Annotated in this window: 13 protein-coding genes and 3 pseudogenes; 12 read left to right on the top strand and 4 right to left on the bottom strand. The window is 64.8% G+C overall.

The annotated features are described in order from the left end of the window. Nucleotides 1-73 precede the first annotated feature (73 nt). The 4 genes and pseudogenes from sppA to lhpI all read left to right on the top strand — a co-directional run bounded on the left by sppA (nucleotide 74) and on the right by lhpI (nucleotide 2753). Nucleotides 74-1048, top strand: coding sequence for a signal peptide peptidase SppA (gene sppA / locus HK436_RS04760; RefSeq protein ID WP_173187743.1), 975 nt, complete (start codon nucleotides 74-76; stop codon nucleotides 1046-1048). Between the two features lie 60 nt (nucleotides 1049-1108). Continuing rightward, on the top strand, nucleotides 1109-1390 hold the full coding sequence (locus HK436_RS04755; protein WP_173187741.1) for an integration host factor subunit beta: 282 nt from the start codon (nucleotides 1109-1111) through the stop codon (nucleotides 1388-1390). Between the two features lie 37 nt (nucleotides 1391-1427). Then, entirely contained in the window at nucleotides 1428-1754 is a 327-nt protein-coding gene (locus HK436_RS04750; RefSeq protein WP_173189936.1) for a LapA family protein, read from the top strand. 37 nt (nucleotides 1755-1791) lie between these two features. Beyond that, nucleotides 1792-2753: pseudogene (lhpI, locus tag HK436_RS04745) on the top strand (bifunctional Delta(1)-pyrroline-2-carboxylate/Delta(1)-piperideine-2-carboxylate reductase). Here lhpI and HK436_RS04740 read toward each other — a convergent pair. Next, nucleotides 2750-3097, bottom strand: a complete 348-nt coding sequence (locus tag HK436_RS04740; RefSeq protein WP_194248441.1) for a VOC family protein — start codon at nucleotides 3095-3097, stop codon at nucleotides 2750-2752. The pseudogene lhpI and the gene HK436_RS04740 sit on opposite strands and share 4 nt — an antisense overlap. A gap of 138 nt (nucleotides 3098-3235) precedes the next feature. On the opposite strand from HK436_RS04740, the gene HK436_RS04735 reads away from it, so the two are divergent. From HK436_RS04735 to olsB, 6 genes and pseudogenes are all read left to right on the top strand, one after another. Further along, nucleotides 3236-4261: an RsmD family RNA methyltransferase gene (locus HK436_RS04735; RefSeq protein WP_173187739.1), complete on the top strand. Its 1026-nt coding sequence runs from the start codon at nucleotides 3236-3238 to the stop codon at nucleotides 4259-4261. Beyond that, nucleotides 4258-5106 carry a TrmH family RNA methyltransferase gene (locus HK436_RS04730; RefSeq protein WP_173187737.1) on the top strand — a complete coding sequence of 283 codons (849 nt, stop codon included), beginning with the start codon at nucleotides 4258-4260 and terminating at the stop codon, nucleotides 5104-5106. The genes HK436_RS04735 and HK436_RS04730 overlap by 4 nt, the downstream gene beginning before the upstream one ends. Further along, nucleotides 5103-5591 (top strand): signal peptidase II, encoded by a 489-nt coding sequence (lspA, locus tag HK436_RS04725; RefSeq protein ID WP_173187735.1) that lies wholly within the window; start codon nucleotides 5103-5105, stop codon nucleotides 5589-5591. The genes HK436_RS04730 and lspA overlap by 4 nt, the downstream gene beginning before the upstream one ends. Before the next feature lie 69 nt (nucleotides 5592-5660). Further along, nucleotides 5661-6650, top strand: coding sequence for an acrylyl-CoA reductase (NADPH) (acuI, locus tag HK436_RS04720; RefSeq protein ID WP_173187733.1), 990 nt, complete (start codon nucleotides 5661-5663; stop codon nucleotides 6648-6650). Nucleotides 6651-6725: 75 nt separating this feature from the next. Continuing rightward, nucleotides 6726-9017: a response regulator gene (locus HK436_RS04715; protein ID WP_173187730.1), complete on the top strand. Its 2292-nt coding sequence runs from the start codon at nucleotides 6726-6728 to the stop codon at nucleotides 9015-9017. A gap of 127 nt (nucleotides 9018-9144) precedes the next feature. Then, nucleotides 9145-10010 (top strand): annotated as a pseudogene (gene olsB / locus HK436_RS04710) (l-ornithine N(alpha)-acyltransferase). A gap of 12 nt (nucleotides 10011-10022) precedes the next feature. Here the strand turns inward: olsB and HK436_RS04705 are convergent. Beyond that, nucleotides 10023-11105: an endonuclease/exonuclease/phosphatase family protein gene (locus HK436_RS04705; protein ID WP_173187728.1), complete on the bottom strand. Its 1083-nt coding sequence runs from the start codon at nucleotides 11103-11105 to the stop codon at nucleotides 10023-10025. Between the two features lie 77 nt (nucleotides 11106-11182). Then, nucleotides 11183-13468, bottom strand: a complete 2286-nt coding sequence (locus HK436_RS04700) for an NADP-dependent malic enzyme (RefSeq protein ID WP_173187726.1) — start codon at nucleotides 13466-13468, stop codon at nucleotides 11183-11185. Between the two features lie 209 nt (nucleotides 13469-13677). Between HK436_RS04700 and mutS the strand changes: the two are divergent. Continuing rightward, nucleotides 13678-16345, top strand: a pseudogene (gene mutS / locus HK436_RS04695) (DNA mismatch repair protein MutS). 105 nt (nucleotides 16346-16450) lie between these two features. On the opposite strand, the gene HK436_RS33395 reads toward mutS, so the two are convergent. Beyond that, a complete protein-coding gene (locus HK436_RS33395; RefSeq protein WP_173189932.1) occupies nucleotides 16451-16603 on the bottom strand; it encodes a DUF982 domain-containing protein in 153 nt (50 codons plus the stop codon). A gap of 241 nt (nucleotides 16604-16844) precedes the next feature. On the opposite strand from HK436_RS33395, the gene HK436_RS04685 reads away from it, so the two are divergent. Further along, nucleotides 16845-18464, top strand: a complete 1620-nt coding sequence (locus HK436_RS04685) for an EAL domain-containing protein (RefSeq protein WP_173187724.1) — start codon at nucleotides 16845-16847, stop codon at nucleotides 18462-18464. The last annotated feature ends 7 nt before the right edge of the window (nucleotides 18465-18471 follow it).

Raw genomic sequence — 18471 nt, 5'->3', positions numbered from 1 at the left:
TCTAACCCTTGCCGGCTTGTTCTACAAAGCTGTCCGCAGGCGGCGGACAAGTGGCAAACCCGGAGAGGACGTCATGACAGATCGGGCAGACGACATCATCGACCGCAGACGGTTGCGTCGCAAGCTGACGTTCTGGCGGGCGGCGGCGCTTGTCATCGTGGTTCTCGCTGTCGCAGCACTTTCGTCCTGGGCAATGCGCGACCGGCTGGCCAGCACGGGCGGAAACCATATCGCCAAGGTCAAGATCGAGGGTACGATCGTCGAGGACGAGGAGCTTCTCAAGCGGCTGGAACGCATCGCGAAGGCCGACAGCGTCAAGGGCGTGATCCTGTCGATCGATTCTCCTGGCGGCACGACCGTCGGCGGCGAGGCGATCTACGAGGCGGTACGCAAGCTCGCCGAGCAGAAGCCGGTCGTTGCCCAGGTGGGCACCCTTGCCGCTTCCGCCGGCTATATGATCGCCAGCGCCACCGACCATATCGTCGCAAGGCAGTCCTCCATCGTCGGCTCGATCGGCGTGCTGGTGCAGTTTCCCGACGTTTCCGAGCTGATGGCCAAGATCGGCGTCAAGCTCGAGGGCGTGAAGTCCTCGCCGCTCAAGGCCGAGCCGTCGCCGTTTAGCCCGACCACCGACGAAGAGCGCGCCATGCTGCGTGCCCTCGTCATGGACAGCTACGACTGGTTCGTCGGCCTGGTGGAAGAACGCCGCCCGCTGAGCCGCGCCGAGGTGCTGGCCGTCGCAGACGGGTCCATCTTCACCGGCAGGCAGGCGCTGGAGCGCAAGCTCGTCGACGGGCTGGGTGGCGAGGAGGAAGCCGTCGAATGGCTGGCCTCCAAAGGTGTGGACGGCGAGCTCTCCGTGATCGAATGGAAGTCGTCGGAAAGCGACAGCTTCTTCTCGCCGCTGGCGCTCGCACAAGCTGCCGGAACTTTGCTCGGCCTCGAGGGCCTCGGTCCTGACGTGGCCCGCAAGATCGGCGCCGACCGCTTGTTCCTTGACGGGCTGCTGTCCCTCTGGCAACCTGACCGGGATGCCTTTGGTGGCTGAAAAATCAAGCAAAAACACTTGCATAAACGATAACAACGCTGTCAGCGGGGAAGCTTTCCGATGATCAAGTCTGAACTCGTGCAGACCATCGCCAACCGAAATCCGCATCTGTTTCTCCGCGACGTGGAGAACATCGTGAACGCGATCTTCGACGAAATCTCCGAAGCGCTGGCCTCCGGCAACCGTGTCGAACTGCGCGGCTTCGGCGCATTCTCGGTGAAGAATCGCCCCGCCCGCGTCGGCCGCAATCCGCGCACCGGCGAATCGGTCGAAGTCGAGGAGAAGTGGGTGCCGTTCTTCAAGACCGGCAAGGAATTGCGCGAGCGGCTCAATTCCGACTAACTCTGAACGGGAGCCGCGCTGACGCGGCATTATGCACATGCTCAACCGCTTCATGACCGTCGTGGTCTTCATTCCGCTGGCGATCGTGCTTGTGGCGCTTGCAGTCGCCAACCGCGCACCTGTCGATTTTACGCTCGATCCGTTCAATCCCGGCAATCCGGGGCTGACGGTGACGCTGCCGCTGTTCATCTATCTCTTCGGTGCCCTCGCGCTTGGGCTGATCGTCGGCAGTGTCGCGACCTGGTTCAGGCAGGGCCACTACCGTAAGCTGGCGCGTCGGCGCGAGGCTGAACTCGCAGCCGCACCGAAGCCAGCGGCCAAGCCCGAAACCGGCGCGGCCGCGCTGCCGGCACCGCGCGCCTGACCCGTCGCCTTTGGGCGACCTCGAAGGAGTTTCACACATGTTGACGATCTCGGCCGACGGCGTCGACCGCTCGCTTAGCTTTGCAGGTCTCGTAGAGACGCTGCGCGTGGCCTTTCGCGACGGCGCGGTGCAGCCTGTGCGCCATCACCACACGATCCAGCGCCCGGACGGCGCGGCGTCGACCCTGCTGCTCATGCCCGCCTGGAACGACTTCGAGAAAGCCGGCACCTCCGATGGTGGGTATATCGGAGTCAAGATCGTCACCGTTTCGCCCGACAACAACCAGATCGGAAAACCCGCCGTGATGGGGCTCTACCTCCTGGTCGACGGCAAGACCGGCGAGCCGCGCGCTGATCGACGGCCAGCGCATCACGCAGTGGCGCACGGCCTGCGCTTCCGCGCTTGCTGCCAGCTATCTCGCCCGCGAGGATGCATCAAAGCTGCTGGTCGTCGGCGCCGGCGCGTTGTGCCCGTTTCTGGCGCAGGCTCACTCGGCCGTGCGGCCGATCGACGAGATCAGGATCTGGAACCGTACATCCGAGAATGCGGCCAAGGCGGCCGCTGCATTGCGCGAGGCGGGTCTGAACGCCAGCGTAGCCGAAAATCTCGACGAAGCCATCGGCTGGGCTGACATCGTCTCCTGCGCCACCATATCCACCGAGCCACTGGTGAGGGGCGAATCGCTGACGCCCGGCACGCATCTCGATCTGGTAGGCGCGTTCACGCCAACCATGCGCGAAAGCGACGATGAGGCGATCCGCCGCGCGCGTCTATGTCGATACGCGCTCGGGTGCGACCAAGGAAGCCGGTGACATCGTGCAGGCGGTAGCCTCCGGCGCCCTCACGCATGAAGGCATCGTCGCCGACCTGTTCGAGCTCACCCGCGGCGAGAAGCCGGGGCGGCAGAGCCCCGACGAGATCACGCTGTTCAAGTCGGTCGGCGCCGCGCTGGAAGACCTCGCGGCGGGCATTGCCGTCTATGAGCGCTCGAAGGGTTAGTCGGCCAGGCAGACGCGCAGGAGGTTGCCGTCCAGGTCCGGCGCGGTGAAGGTGCGGCCGAACTGGGCGTCGAATGGCTGCGCCGCATCGATGCCGGCGTCCCGCCAGCGCTGGTGCTCCTGGTCCACGGCTTCTGGACCGTCCGCCAGAAAGGCGAATTCGAAGCCCTTGTCGGATACCGCCGCGGGCGACGATTTCGACAGAAGTCCCAGCATGAAGCCGGAGCCAAGATCGAACGACACATAGGTGGGCACGGCGAACACCGGCTCGCGGTCCAGAAGTTTGCCGTAAAAGGCGGCGCTGGCGGTGGGGTCTTCGACATAAAGAATGATGAGATTGGGCAAGATGTGTCTCCTTTCGATCCGCACATGATAGGAGATGGCTCCGCTCAAACGTGTCAGGAGACCGCACCCCGCCACGCTCTGTTGCGAGGCGGATGACCCTGTGCCAAAAGCGGGCGACAAGATGCGGAGACCCTTTCCTTGAACGCCTCGCGAGACAAGCGCCGCGACAAACGCCCCGCACGCGGGCCGCAGGCTGCCGACGGCCGCAGGCAGGCCGCGCGGGAGGAACCGCCTGTAAAGCGGCCGCTGACGCGCAGACCCGGCCCCCTGCCGGCCGAGACGCTGCCGCTGATCCTTGAGGTGGAGCCCGGTGCCGATTATGCGCTGCTGGATTCGGGCAGCGGCCGCAAGCTCGAGCAGTACGGGCCTTATGTGATCGAGCGTCCTGAGGGTCAGGCGATCTGGCAGCCGGCGCTGCCGCCCGCCGAGTGGGCCAGGGCCGATGCCGTCTTCACCGGCGATACAGACGAGGAAGGCATGGGCCGCTGGCGCTTTCAAAGGGAGCCGCTCGGCGAGACCTGGCCGATGAAGCATGACGGCATCGATTATCTCGGCCGTTTCACATCCTTTCGGCACGTCGGCGTCTTTCCAGAGCAGGGCTCGCACTGGAGCCACATGGAAGACCTGATCCGCAAGGCGGGCCGGCCGGTGAAGGTGCTCAACCTGTTCGGTTATACGGGTCTTGCTTCGCTGGTTGCCGCGCGTGCGGGCGCGGAGGTCACCCATGTCGACGCCTCCAAGAAGGCGATCGGCTGGGCGCGCGAGAACCAGCAGCTTGCAAGGCTGGCCGACAAGCCGATCCGCTGGATCTGCGAAGATGCAATGAAGTTCGTCGAGCGCGAGGAACGCCGCGGCAACCGCTACGACATCATCCTGTTCGATCCACCCGCCTATGGGCGCGGGCCGAAGGGCGAGGTCTGGCAGCTTTTCGACGACCTTCCGGTTATGGCTGACATCTGCCGCGAAATCCTGACGCCCAAGCCACTGGCAGTGGTGCTGACGGCCTACTCGATCCGCGCATCGTTCTTCGCGATCCACGCGCTCATGCGGGATACCTTCGCGGGCATGGGTGGCGAGGTCCAGTCGGGCGAGCTGGTGATCCGCGAAAAATCCGCCGGCCGCGCGCTCTCAACCTCGTTGTTTTCAAGGTGGGTGGCGGGATGAGCGACAACCGGCGTGTCGGGCAGGTGAAGGAAGTCACCAGCCTTTCGAACCCCATCGTCAAGGACATCCGCGCCCTGGCGATGAAGAAGTTCCGCGACCAGCAGAACGCCTTCATGGCCGAGGGACTGAAGCTGGTGATCGACGCGTTCGATCTCGGCTGGACGATCCGCACGCTGGTCTTCGCCAAGGCGCAGCGCGGCAATCCCATAGTGGAAAAGATCGCCGCACGCACGGTTGCCGCCGGTGGCCTCGTGCTGGAAGCAAGCGAGAAGGTGCTGGGCGCCATCACCCGTCGCGACAACCCGCAGATGGTGGTGGGGGTGTTTCAGCAACGCTGGGCCGCACTCAAGGACATCCGCCCCGCTGACGGCGATGTCTGGATCGCGCTGGACCGCGTGCGCGATCCCGGCAATCTCGGCACGGTGATCCGCACGGCTGATGCGGTGGGCGCCAAAGGCGTGATCCTGGTCGGCGAGACGACCGATCCGTTCTCTGTGGAAACGGTGCGCGCCACGATGGGCTCGGTCTTCGCTGTTCCGGTCGCAAGGGCCGGCGTGGAGGCATTCCTGGCCTGGCGCAAGGGCGTCCAGGCGACCGTCGTCGGAACCCATCTGAAGGGATCGGTCGACTATCGCACGGTCGACTATGCGAAAGGGCCGGTCGTGCTGGTGATGGGCAACGAGCAGCAGGGGCTGCCGGATGAACTGGCAGCTTCATGCGACGCGCTGATCCGCATCCCGCAGGCAGGGCGCGCGGATTCACTGAACCTTGCGGTGGCCACCGGCGTTGCGCTCTATGAAATTCGCAGGCACGCCCTGCCGGTGGTCGGAAAGGACGAGAATTGAGCTTCAACAGCCGGGGATTTTACGCCGCCGTCGTCATCCTGGCGGTGGCTTTCGACCAGTGCATCAAATATCTGGTCGAGACGGAGCTGGCCATGCATGTGCAGGTCGACGTGCTGCCGTTCCTGGCGCTGTTCCGCACGCACAATACCGGCATCGCCTTTTCGATGTTTTCCGACCTGAGCGGTGTCGCACTCCTCGTGCTGACGCTGGGTGTGGTGGGCGTCGTGACGTGGATTGCGTTGCGTACCGACGAGGACCACCGCCTCGCACGTCTCGGCTTCGCGCTCATTGTCGGCGGCGCGCTGGGCAACCTGATCGATCGGGTCTGGCACGGCTATGTGATCGACTACATACTCTTCCATCTGCCGACCTGGTCCTTTGCGATCTTCAATCTGGCCGATGCCTTCATCTCCGTGGGCGCGGCGCTGGTGATCCTTCAGGAGTTCATCGTCTGGCGGCGGTCGCGGGGCAGCAGCGCGCAATAAACGGTGCTGTTGACCTCCGCGCGACAGCACCTCACAGTCGTCCGAAACAGCCACCGGGAGGAAGCCATCATGTCCGACACGTTCAAGGCGCTGCTCGTCTCGCGCGACGAGAACAAGACCCAATCCGTCGACATGGTGGAACTCAGCGAAGACGACCTGATGGAAGGCGACGTGACGGTGGCTGTCGAGGCAACCACCGTCAACTACAAGGACGGGCTGGCGATCACCGGCAAGGCGCCCGTCATCCGCCGCTGGCCGCTTGTCCCCGGTATCGATTTCGCCGGAACGGTGATTGCGTCCGACAACGCGCAATGGAAGGTCGGCGATCGCGTCATTCTCAACGGCTGGGGCGTTGGCGAAACGCATCATGGCGCCTTTGCCGGGCGCGCGCGGGTCAAGGGCGAGTGGCTGGTGCCGCTGCCAGCGGCCATGACGCCGGTCGATGCGATGGCCGTCGGTACGGCAGGCTACACGGCAATGCTGTGTGTCATGGCGCTGGAGCGGCACGGCATCACGCCGGAACGTGGGCCGGTCGTCGTCACGGGTGCTGCCGGCGGCGTTGGCTCGGTCGCCGTGTCTGTACTTTCAAAGCTCGGTTATCACGTTATCGCTTCCACGGGCCGGCCGGCGGAAGCCGGTTTCCTGCAGGAACTGGGCGCTGCCGAAGTCATTGCCCGCGAGGAACTGGAAGCGCCGGCAAAACCGCTCGGCAAGGAGCGCTGGGCGGGCGGCATCGATGCGGTTGGCAGCAACACGCTGGCCAACGTGCTGTCGATGACGGCATATGGCGGCGCGGTGGCGGCCTGCGGCCTTGCCGGCGGGATGGACCTGCCGGGTAGCGTCGCGCCGTTCATCCTGCGAGGCGTTTCCCTGCTTGGCATCGATTCCGTGATGGCGCCGCGTGAAATCCGGCTGGAGGCCTGGCGGCGCATCGGCCAGGACCTCGACCACGGCAAGCTGACCGCGCTCTCGACGCTGATGCCTTTCGACGCGATCGTCAATGCCGCCCACGACATCGTGGCCGGCAAGGTGAGGGGCCGTCTGGTCATCGAAATGTAACGGCATCGCCGCTCGCTAAAATTGTACTGAACGGCCAAAAGCTTCCCTAAGCCTTCTTCGCTATCGTCCGCGACGATGACGGTGGAGCACAACCAGTTCGAGACGGCAGCGGAAGCGGAGCCAGAAAAGGTGTCGGCGCCTGCGCGCCTGCGCGTCAGCCCTCCGCCGCTGGCGCCGGATGCGCCTCAGGCGCCGAGACGTCGTTCGCTGGGCCGTCCGGCTCTCGTTGCGGCTTTGCTGTCGCTTGCCGGTATCGCTCATCTCACCGGTTCCTCCCTCATCGTCACCGGCGGGCTTCTCCTCATCAGCTTCGCTGCCCTGGTGATGCAGATCCTCGAGTTGCGCAAGGAGAGCCGGCTGACGTCGCTGCTGGACGAGAATGTCAACCGCAGCCGCGAGGAAATCGAAAACCTCGCCGACAAGATGTGGGAGCTTCAGGAGAGCGAGGAACACTTTCACGGGCTGATCGACGCGCTGGGCGACATCGTCGTTCATCGCGACCGCGAGGGGCGCATCGTCTACGCCAACCGCGTTCTTTCCGACATGCTCGGCTGCAAGCCCGACGCGCTCGTGGGTCGAAAGCTTCTGGAACTCGGCATCGACATCGGCGTGGTGCCGGACGGCGCCTTTGCCGACGGTGAGTGCCTGAGCTCGGCCGATGTGGCGATACGGACCGAGGCGGGCATACGCTGGTTCTCGTGGATCGAGCTTTCGGTGCGCGACAAGGAAAACAACGCGGTATCGCACCGGGCCATCGCCCGCGATATCACGGCTCGCAAGCGCGCCGAGACGGCGCTCATCAATGCGCGCGAACGCGCCGAGTCCGCGAACCAGGCGAAGTCGCGCTTCCTGGCAACCGTCAGCCACGAGATCCGCACGCCGATGAACGGCATCATGGGCATGGCCAAGCTGCTGGCCGACACGAAGCTGATACCCGAGCAGCAGACCTACTTTGCCGCGGTATCCACGTCGGCTTCCGCGCTTCTGGCGCTGATCGAGGACCTGCTCGACTATTCGAAAATCGAGGTCGGCCGCTTCGATATGGAGCCGCAGCCGGTGAGCCCGCGCGAACTGGTGGAGAACGTGGTCGAACTGCTGGCGCCCCGCGCCTATGGCAAGGGCATAGGGCTCGGCTGCCATGTCGCCCCGGCCGTTCCCGAACTTGTCTCCGCCGATCCCGGTCGTCTGCGGCAGGTGCTGCTTAATGTCGTGGGCAACGCCGTCAAGTTCACGGAAGCCGGCGGCGTGCTGGTCAGCGTGGACATTTACGACACGGAGCCGGGGCGGCGGCTGCGCGTTTCCGTGGCCGACACGGGCCCCGGACTTCAGAAGAAGGACATTGACCGCATATTCGACGAGTTCGAGCAGGGGGACGGAACGTCGACGCGAAAGCACGGTGGCGCAGGCCTTGGCCTGGCGATCTCGCGGCGCATCGTCGAGGCGATGGGTGGCTCAATAGTTGTCGATGGCGAGCCGGGCGAAGGATCCGAGTTCACCATCTTGCTGCCTGTACTGGATGCCGTGGAACGGCCGATGGAATTTGAAGGCGCGCTCGCGGACTGCCGGGCGATCATCATATCGGGCAATCTGATGGAGGCAGAAGGGATCGCGCGTACCATAACCGCGCATGGCGGGCTGGCCGAAATCGCACGCACTGCGGAGGAGGCGGCAGCGGCGGCGCACGCTCGTGGCCAGGGCTATAATGTCGTGCTGGTGGATGCGTCGCTGGAGCGCGTGGATGGCCGGCTGCTCAAGAGATTGCAGAAAGCGGGCGTGAACCCGGCGGAAGCCATAACGCTGATTGCCCCGACGGATCGCGGCCAGCTCGCCGAATATCGGGCGAGCGGCTACAACACGTTTCTGGCCCGGCCGGTCCGCGGCGAAACGCTGCTGCGCGTCCTTCTCGCATCACCGTCCAGATCTGCCGGACCCGGTGGCGCGGTCGATGGCGGCGACCGTCAACGCGCCCGGGCATCGCGCTCGCGTAGCATTCTGATAGCCGAGGACAACGAGATCAACGCCCTGCTGGCGCGCTCCGCGCTTGAAAAGGCGGGCCACCGCGTCGAGGTGGTGCGCAACGGCAAGGCCGCGGTCGAAGCGTTGACTGCGCCGCGCCGCGCGCACGCCTACGACATCGTGCTGATGGATCTCCACATGCCGGTCATGGACGGGCTCGACGCAATCGCGCACATCCGCAAGCACGAAGAGGCAAAGGGTCTTCCGGCTGTACCGATCCTGGTTCTCTCGGCCGACAGTCAGGAAAAGACCCGTCATGGCGTGATTGCATACGGGGCGACCGGGTTTCTGACCAAACCCGTTGATCCGGTTGCGATGGCGGACGCTGTTGAGAGCCACTCCCGAACTTGAGCGCCGGCTAATTAGAACGGCTGTCGCGGCCTCGGGGTGGAATTAGGTCACAGTCCTGTTGCAGTCTGTCCTTATAGCCACGACAGATCAGTGGCTGCGGCGAGGAGAATCAGCCATGCAGGATGCCATGACCGAACGTGCTGCAAGCAGTTGCCTTGCCGGGCAGGGCGCCAAGGGCCGTACCTTGCTGGCTGGAGAGCCGCTGGGACGAATCGGCACGATGTTGGTGCGGCTTGCGTGCAGCGCTGCCGAGATCGAGGCGGCGCAGGAAGTGCGCTATCGCGTCTTCCGGGAAGAACTCGGCAATCGGGCGGTTGCCGCGGGCATGCAGGACCGGCGCGACGCCGACCGGTTCGACGATGTATGCGACCACCTGCTGGTGATGGATACCTCGCTCGAGGGGCCGGACCATCGCAGGATCGTCGGTACCTATCGGCTGTTGCGCCAGGAAAGCGCCTCGGCTGCGGGCGGCTTCTACTCGAGCGACGAGTTCGAGCTCGACAGGCTGGTCGCGCGACATCCCCATCTGCGCTTTCTGGAACTTGGCCGCTCCTGCGTGCTGCCGGACTACCGATCGAAGCGCACGATCGAACTGCTCTGGCAGGGCATCTGGGCCTATGTGAACCATTACGACATCGGCGTGATGACCGGCTGCGCCTCCTTCCATGGCACGGTGCCGCGGCGCATGCCGAGGCGTTGTCGTTCCTCGCCCATAATTGCAGCGCGGAAGGTGCCTGGCGCGTGCCTGCCGTGGCAAGACGCCATCACCCGATGGACCTGATGCCGGCCGAGGCGGTGAACGCGCGCTCGGCGCTCGCCGCCATGCCACCGCTCATCAAGGGCTATCTGCGGCTCGGCGCCAAGATCGGCGACGGTTGCGTGATCGACCACGACTTCGGCACGACGGATGTCTTCATCATCCTGCCGGTCGAGACCATCTCCGCGCGCTATATCAATTATTACGGCGCCGAGGCACAGCGCTTCGCGGCTTGAGGTTGGGCTGTCTCAGCCCTCCCAATCTGTCCCGATCGCATCTTCGTCGCGCTTCTTCGCTTCGCCTACCAGTTCGCGCGCGCGGGACAGATCGTCGCCATTCGCCTGTTCGGTTTCCGATTCCGCGTCTTCGTCCGGACACAGGACGAGTTCGAAAAGAACCGGGAAGTGATCCGACCCGCAGGCCGGCAGCCGGTGCATGGCCTTTAGCCGGAACTCGGCCGAGTGAAAGAGATGGTCGAGCGGCCAGCGAATGAGCGGGAAACGTGCGTCGAAGGTGGAAAACACCTTGCGGCCGATACGTGGATCGAGAAGCCGGCTTATCCGGCGGAAGCGTTCCGTCGTGCCCGACCAGGCGACGTCGTTGAGGTCACCCGTCACGAGCACGGGCAGCGTTTCGTCCTTGACCCTCAGCGCTACCAGGGCGGTTTCGCCGTCGCGCCCCTCGGTGCCGCGATGTGGCACCGGCGGTTCCGGGTGGATCGAGTAAAGCCGGAAGCGCTGCCCTTCCGGCGTGGTCACCGTGGTCACGATGGACGGGACGTCGTCGGTGAGCAGGCATTCGACGACCGTGTCCGATAGCGCCAATTTCGACGCCAGGATCATGCCGTAGGAATTGTCCTGCGTCTGGTCCACGACCGTTGGATAGCTTGAAATAAGCGTTGAAAGGGCATCGCGCCAGCGCTGGTCGACCTCCATCAGCACGAAGATGTCGGGATCCCATTTTCGGATCTCGCTTTCCAACTCGCCGAACCTGTCGTTCGACATCTTCACGTTGCTTGCCAGAAGCTTCAGTGCCTCGCCCTTGTCGGTGGCCGGGTCGAAATCGGCGGACTGCCGGCGCCAGATCGGTGTGAAGGGCAGGATGAACCATAGCTGCACGACGGCGACGGCCAGGAGCACGATCTGGATGACGCGCCATGCCGTGCCCTCGGCGCCAAGCAGCAGGGAAGCCGCGACGACGAACAGCGCCGTCGCAAGCGATTGCTGGCGGGGAAAGTCGCCCACCCGGACGATGCCGTGCGCCAGCGGCAGAAACGGCAATATCGTCGAGACAGCCAGAAATACCGTCAAGGCCGATGCTGCGATCAGCATGTCGTCACCCTCATCCCCATCGCCCGCTCATCGCGGCAGGTTGGAAACTCGAAATCGCAGCCTCGGTTCCGTCCGCCTTACGTCCCCGCACTGTAGGCGGAGATGGCCGCCATGTTGACGATGTCGGAATCCTTGGCGTTCAGCGACACGATTTGGACCGGCTTGTTGAGGCCGACCAGCATCGGGCCGATGACGGTCGAGCCGCCGAGTTCCTGCAGCATCTTGGTGGAGATGGATGCCGAGTGGAATGCGGGCATGACCAGCACGTTTGCAGGCCCCGACAAACGGCAGAAAGGATATTGCCGCATCAGGGTCGGGTTGAGCGCCACGTCCGCGGCCATCTCACCGTCATACTCGAAGTCGACGCGCCTCTTGTCGAGGATGCGCACCGCTTCCTGAACGCGCGCCGAGCGCTCGCCTTGCGGATGGCCGAAGGTGGAATAGGCCAGAAGCGCAACGCGCGGCTCGTAGCCCATGCGCCGGGCAAAGCCGGCCGCCTCCTCGGCGATGTCGGCGATCTCCAGCGAATCCGGCATGTCGTGGACGGCGGTATCGGCGACGATGACGGTGCGACCGCGGCACAGCGCCACCGACGCGCCGATGACGCGATGGCCCGGTTTAGCATCGATCACGCGGCGGATGTCTTCGAGCGCCGTCGAATAGTTGCGCGTCACGCCGGTCACCACCGCATCTGCGTCGCCCAGCGCCAGCATGCAGGCGGCGAAGTGGTTGCGGTCGTTGTTGATGAGCCGCTGGCAGTCGCGGAAGAGGAAGCCCTTGCGCTGCATTCGCTCGTAGAGATGGTCGGCATAGACCGCGTTGCGGCGCGACAGACGCGCGTTGATGATCTCGATGCCCGGCCGGTCGAGGTCGACGCCCGCGTGCCGGGCGGTCTCCCGGATCTGGTCGTCGCGTCCGACGAGAATCGCCGTGCCGAGCTTCTGGTTCACGTATGACACTGCCGCGCGCATTACCTGCTCTTCCTCGCCCTCGGCGAAGACGACACGCTTGGGCTGGCGGCGCACGCGATCGTAGATGCGTTGCAGCGTCGAGGCTATCGGGTCGCGGCGGGCCGAAAGCTCCTGCTTGTACTTCTCGATGTCGAGGATCGGCCGCCGCGCCACGCCCGAATCCATCGCCGCGCGGGCCACGGCCGCTGGGATCGCCGAGATGAGGCGGGGATCGAACGGCACCGGGATGATGTAGTTGGCGCCGAATTTTGGCCGGTTGCCCTGGTAGGCCGCGGCGACGTCGTCGGGTACGTCCTCGCGGGCGAGCGCCGCGAGCGCCTGCGCTGCCGCGACCTTCATCTCGTCGTTGATGGTGGTTGCCCGCACATCCAGCGCGCCGCGGAAGATGTACGGGAAGCCCAGCACGTTGTTGACCTGGTTAGGATAGTCCGAACGGCCGGTCGCCATGATGGCGTCGGTGCGAATCTCGGCGACTTCCTCCGGTGTGATTTCGGGATCGGGATTGGCCATGGCGAAGATAATCGGGTTCTTGGCCATCGACTGGATCATGGCGTTCGAGAACGCGCCCTGTGCCGACAGGCCGAAGACGATGTCGGCGCCGTCCATGGCGTCGGCCAGCGTGCGCTTGTCCGTCTTGACCGCATGCGCCGACTTCCACTGGTTCATGCCTTCCTTGCGGCCCTGATAGACCACGCCCTTGGTGTCGCAGAGAATGACGTTCTGCGGGGAGAAGCCCATCGATTTGACGAGTTCGACGCAGGCGATGCCGGCCGAGCCCGCCCCGTTGCACACCAGCGTCGCCGTCTTCATGTCGCGTCCGGTGATCTCCAGCGCGTTGATGAGGCCGGCGGCCGCGATGATCGCCGTGCCGTGCTGGTCGTCGTGGAAGACCGGGATATCCATCACTTCCCGCAGGCGCTGCTCGATGATGAAGCAGTCCGGCGCCTTGATGTCCTCCAGGTTGATGCCGCCGAAGGACGGGCCAAGGAAGCGCACGCAGTTGATGAACTCCTCGACGTCCTGCGTATCGACCTCCAGATCGATCGAATCGACGTCGGCAAAGCGCTTGAACAGCACCGCCTTGCCTTCCATCACCGGCTTGGAGGCGAGCGCGCCGAGATTGCCGAGGCCGAGAATGGCGGTGCCGTTGGAGATCACCGCGACCATGTTGCCGCGCGTCGTGTAGTCGAACGCCCTGCTGGGGTCTTCGGCGATGGCCTTGACCGGAACCGCGACGCCCGGCGAATAGGCCAGCGAAAGGTCGCGTTGGGTCGCCATCGGCTTGGTCGGGTTGATCTCGAGCTTGCCCGGTCGTCCCGAGGCGTGGAAATCGAGCGCTTCCTGAGGGCTGACGGAGGGGCCGCCCTCCGTGGACTTGTCTTTCAACGGCATGATGGTGTCTGTTTCCTTCCCCGGGTGGCTCGTTCTTGTGGAGTTTTGCCGAGCCGCATCGATTAAGGCTACACTTGGCCGCCGTGAATCGCCAAGCAGGAAAACCGCTTCCTCCAGAAGGCAATCCGCCGTTGAACGACGAAACGCCCATCCGCACCGCCGGCGCCGCGCCGACACCGCCCGTCCTGTCGACGGCGGGCGCGACACCGATGATGGAGCAGTTCATCGAGATCAAGGCGGCAAACCAGGATTCGCTGCTGTTCTACCGGATGGGCGACTTTTACGAGCTGTTCTTCCAGGACGCCGAGATCGCCAGCCGTGCGCTCGGCATCACGCTGACCAAGCGCGGCAAGCACCAGGGCGAGGACATCCCGATGTGCGGCGTGCCGGTGCACGCGGCGGACGATTATCTGCAAAGCTGATCGCGCAGGGCCATCGGGTCGCGGTCTGCGAGCAGGTGGAAGACCCCGCCGAGGCGAAGAAGCGCGGTTCGAAGTCGGTGGTGCGCCGCGACGTCGTGCGCCTCGTCACACCGGGCACAATCACCGAGGAAAAGCTTCTGGCGCCCTCGGAAGCCAACTATATGATGACGCTTGGCCGCGTGAAGGGGCAGGGCGGCAGCGCGTCCGGCAACGGAGACAGCTACGCGCTTGCCTGGATCGACATCTCGACAGGTTCGTTCCGGGTGGCCGAAAGCGCGGCCGACCGGCTGCTCGCGGACATATTGCGCGTCGATCCGCGCGAATTGATCGTTGCCGACCCGATTTATCACGATCCCGAACTGCGCGCGGTGTTCGACGTGCTTGGCCGTGTGGCCAATCCGCAGCCGGCGGCCCTGTTCGATTCGGCCGCCGCATCGGGCCGCATCGCGCGCTTCTACGGCGTGGCGACGCCGGAGAGCTTCGGCCAGTTTTCTCGCGCCGAGCTCGCGGCCATCTCGGGCGCGATCGCCTATGTGGAGAAGACGCAGATTTCGGAGCGTCCGCCGCTGGCACGGCCCGAACGCGAGGAGAGCGGATCGAGCCTGTTCATCGACGCGGCCACGCGCGCCAATCTGGAACTGACGCGTACGCTGTCCGGCAACCGCGACGGCTCTCTGCTGAAAGCCATCGACCGTACCGTCACGGGAGGCGGCGCGCGGCTTCTGGCCGAAAGGCTGACCTCGCCGCTGACCGACCCCGCAGAGATCAACCGGCGGCTGGATTGTGTTTCGTTCCTGTCTGCCGAGACGCGGCTTTGCGAGGCGCTGCGGGCAGTCCTCAAGGGTGCGCCGGACATGCCGCGTGCCCTGTCGCGGCTGGCGCTCAGACGCGGCGGTCCGCGCGACCTCGGCGCTTTGCGCGCGGGACTGGAAGCGGCCCGCCAGGTGCTGGAAGCTGTGTCGGCGGCGATGCTGCCGGACGGGCTGAAGAACGCGTGCGACGCGCTCTCGTCACTGCCCGCCGATCTTTCGTCCCATCTCGACCGGGCGCTTGCGGAGGAACTGCCCCTGCTGCGGCGCGACGGCGGCTTCGTGCGCACCGGCTACAATGCCGAACTCGACGAGATGCGCGCGTTGCGTGACCAGTCGCGCCGGGTGATTGCGGGCATGGAGCGCGATCTTGCCGAGGAAACCGGCATCCGCTCGTTGAAGATCAGGCACAACAATGTGCTGGGCTACTATATCGAGGTGACGGCCAACCATGCGGAGGTGATGAACGGCACGGATGCTGCCAAGGCGCGGTTCATCCATCGCCAGACGATGGCGAACGCGATGCGCTTCACCACCACCGAACTGGCCGGGCTGGAAACCAAGATCGCCAACGCGGCCGACCGGGCGCTGCAGATCGAGCTGGCGGTCTTCGACGCGTTGCTGGAGAAAGTGGTCTCGCACGCCGAGGCAATCCGCGCCGGTGCCGCGGCACTCTCCGAAATCGACGTGGCCGCCGCAGCGGCGGTGCTGGCGGCTTCGGAAAACTACTGCCGGCCTGTCGTCGACGATGGCCTTTCGTTCCACATCGACGGCGGACGCCATCCGGTCGTCGAGCAGGCCCTGCACCGGCAACTGGCCGATCCGTTCGTTGCCAACGATTGCGACCTGTCCCCGAGGGCGATGCCAAGCACGGCGCGATATGGCTGCTGACCGGCCCCAACATGGGCGGCAAGTCGACCTTCCTGCGCCAGAACGCGCTGATCGCGATCCTCGCGCAGATGGGCTTCTTCGTTCCGGCGGCCGCGGCGCATATCGGGATCGTGGACCGGCTGTTCAGCAGAGTCGGCGCCTCGGACGATCTGGCGCGCGGCCGCTCCACCTTCATGGTGGAGATGGTAGAGACGGCCGCGATCCTCAATCAGGCCGGCGACCGCGCGCTGGTCATTCTCGACGAGATCGGCCGCGGCACGGCCACGTTCGACGGCCTTTCCATCGCCTGGGCAGCGGTCGAATATCTGCACGAGAAGAACCGCTGCCGCGCGATCTTCGCCACCCACTTCCACGAAATGACCGCGCTGGCCGAAAAGCTCTCCCGGCTGCACAACGTGACGATGCGGGTCAAGGAGTGGGAAGGCGACGTCGTTTTCCTGCACGAAGTAGGCATAGGCGCGGCCGACCGGTCCTACGGCGTGCAGGTCGCGCGCCTTGCCGGCCTGCCGGACGCGGTGGTCCAGCGTGCGCGCGAGGTGCTTCGACAACTCGAGGAAGGCGAAACGTCAGGCAAAGCGGCACGCCTCGTCGACGATCTGCCGCTGTTTTCGGTTGCTGCAAAACGCGAGGCTCCAAAGCCGGCGGGTGGCGGTGCGCTGGCCGACGCGATGGAGAGCCTGCACCCCGACGAGATGACGCCTCGAGAGGCGCTCGAGGCCCTGTATCGGCTCAAGGAACTGTCCGTGCGCCGCTGAAGCACAAGGAACTGTCCAGGCGCCGCTGAAGCTGATGTGCGACGGCAACGGTGGTGCACCTGGCGCTTTCAAATCTCTTGCCGAGAGCGTCGCTCCAGCGGTCCGTTACGCGTCATCGGACAGAATGCCGGCTTCATCCGCGGCGGCGGCAAAAGCCAGGCGCGCAGCCTTGCGAGAGCTGTCGCTTGCCGGGTCTTGAAGCGCCTTGGTGAGAGCTTCTCTGGCGTGAGAATAGGCAGGGCCACTGTCGTCGGCAATCGTTCAGCAGCATATCTTCTGCCTTTTCCATCCTCTCGACCCTACAGGTTTCCGTTTTGCCGACGATCAGGCAAACGGGTTTGTCCCACCAGTCCTTCATCACGAGCACTCCGGTTGCAATCGGCTTTAACGCGGCGCGCACGTAACGGTTGCCGGACGTGGGCGCACATCACGAGGCGATGGCCATTAACGGTCGCTTGAGCTTTTCATGTCCTAGTGACGGGCGAATGGGGGCCGTTCAATGGCAAGGTTTGTCAGCGTCTTCATATCGGCGGCGCACCGGCGGGTGATTTCACTAATCGTCTGGCTCGTCGCCTTCGCGGCGGTGCTGGCGCTTGTCGGCTGGTTCGCACTGGATCAGGCCGGAAGGTCGATGACGTACGAAGCGCGTTCCACGGCGGATCATTTCGTCCGGCTGCGTACAAACCTGCTTTCCACCTTCGACGCCATGCACGCAAACCTGACGGCCGAACCCTGTTCTCCGGCTTTCCAGGAACAATTGCGGCGCATCGCCTATCTGCCCGACGGCCTCAACGAGTTCCTTTATGCGCCCGGCGGGCGTGCGCGCTGTTCTGCGAACGTCGCCACATTTGACGGGGTGGTGGATTTCGGAGCGCCGGAAATTGGCCGACAGGGCGAGCGCGGAGTGGCGTTCTGGCTTGATCGCGATCTCAGCTTCCTGGGACTTGTGGGCGAGCGTGGTACGATCGCTTTGAGCGAGCCCTTCGCGGCCATCGTTCCGCCGCAGGAGGCTGGCTTCCGAGGGCCCGACTGGATGTCGATGCAGGCGGTGCTGGTTGCCGAGGATGGGAAATGGTGGCATCGCAGCGGTCGCCCGGGCATCTACACGCGATTGATTGCGGATGGCGAAGGCCTCGCCGACGGCACGATGCGCGTGATCTCCTGCGATGCCAACGGCATGCATTGCGTCGTCGTTGAGGGTGATCTGCGTGCGCTTCTCGCGCAATACAAGGGCCTTGTCGCCCTGGCGCTACTGGGGGCGGCGATTATCGCCACGCTCGCAACTTTGCAGACAAGCGCGCTGATTGCACGATACTGGTCGTTCGAGGCGCGTTTCCGTCGCCACCTCGATGAGAAATCCATCGTCTGCGCCTACCAGCCGGTGATGGAACTCGACACGGGCGAGATCACGGGCTGCGAGGTGCTCGCCCGCTGGCGTGATGTTGACGACCGCGTTGTCTTCCCCGATCGCTTCCTCAATGTCATCGAACGTCATGACATGACGCGGCGCTTCACCGAACTGGTTGCCCAGCGCGCGTGTGACGAGCTTTCCGAGCACCTGCCTGCGGGCAAGCGGCTGCAGGTCAACTTCAACATCTTCCCCTGCGACCTGGATAGCGACAGCCTGGCGCGCATCTTCTCGGGCTTCAAGTCGCAGCCGGATCGCTTCGATGTGGTGCTGGAGATCATCGAAAGCGACGAGATACCGCCGAACGCCCAGCGGGAAATCGAAGCGCTGCGCCGGCTGGGCATCAAGACCTATATCGACGACTTCGGCACCGGCTATTCGAACATGCAGAATCTGGCTGCCCTGTCCGTCGACGGCGTCAAGCTCGACCGGGCCTTCGCAATGGCGCCCGACAATACGGTGATGGCCAAGATGCTGCGCCACGCCGTGGAGATGATCGAGGCGACCGGTCGGGTCATGGTCGTAGAAGGCGTGGAGACGGCCGAAAGGCTGGCGCTGTTGCGCGGCATGCAGGCGCGTGTCGACTTCGTGCAGGGCTATTTCATCTCGCGACCGCTCGACATCGCGGCGTTCGTGGCGTTCATGACCCCGCAGCCGGTCTCGCTGGCGGAGCGCAAACGCAAGGCCGGTCTGGGTGTCGTCGCGGCCTAGCCGCAAC

This window comes from Neoaquamicrobium sediminum (assembly GCF_013240295.1).
GTDB classification, from domain to species: Bacteria; Pseudomonadota; Alphaproteobacteria; order Rhizobiales; family Rhizobiaceae; genus Aerobium; species Aerobium sediminum.
The sequence above is the reverse complement of the archived record's forward strand: the minus strand, read 5'-3'. Positions and strand labels throughout refer to the sequence as shown.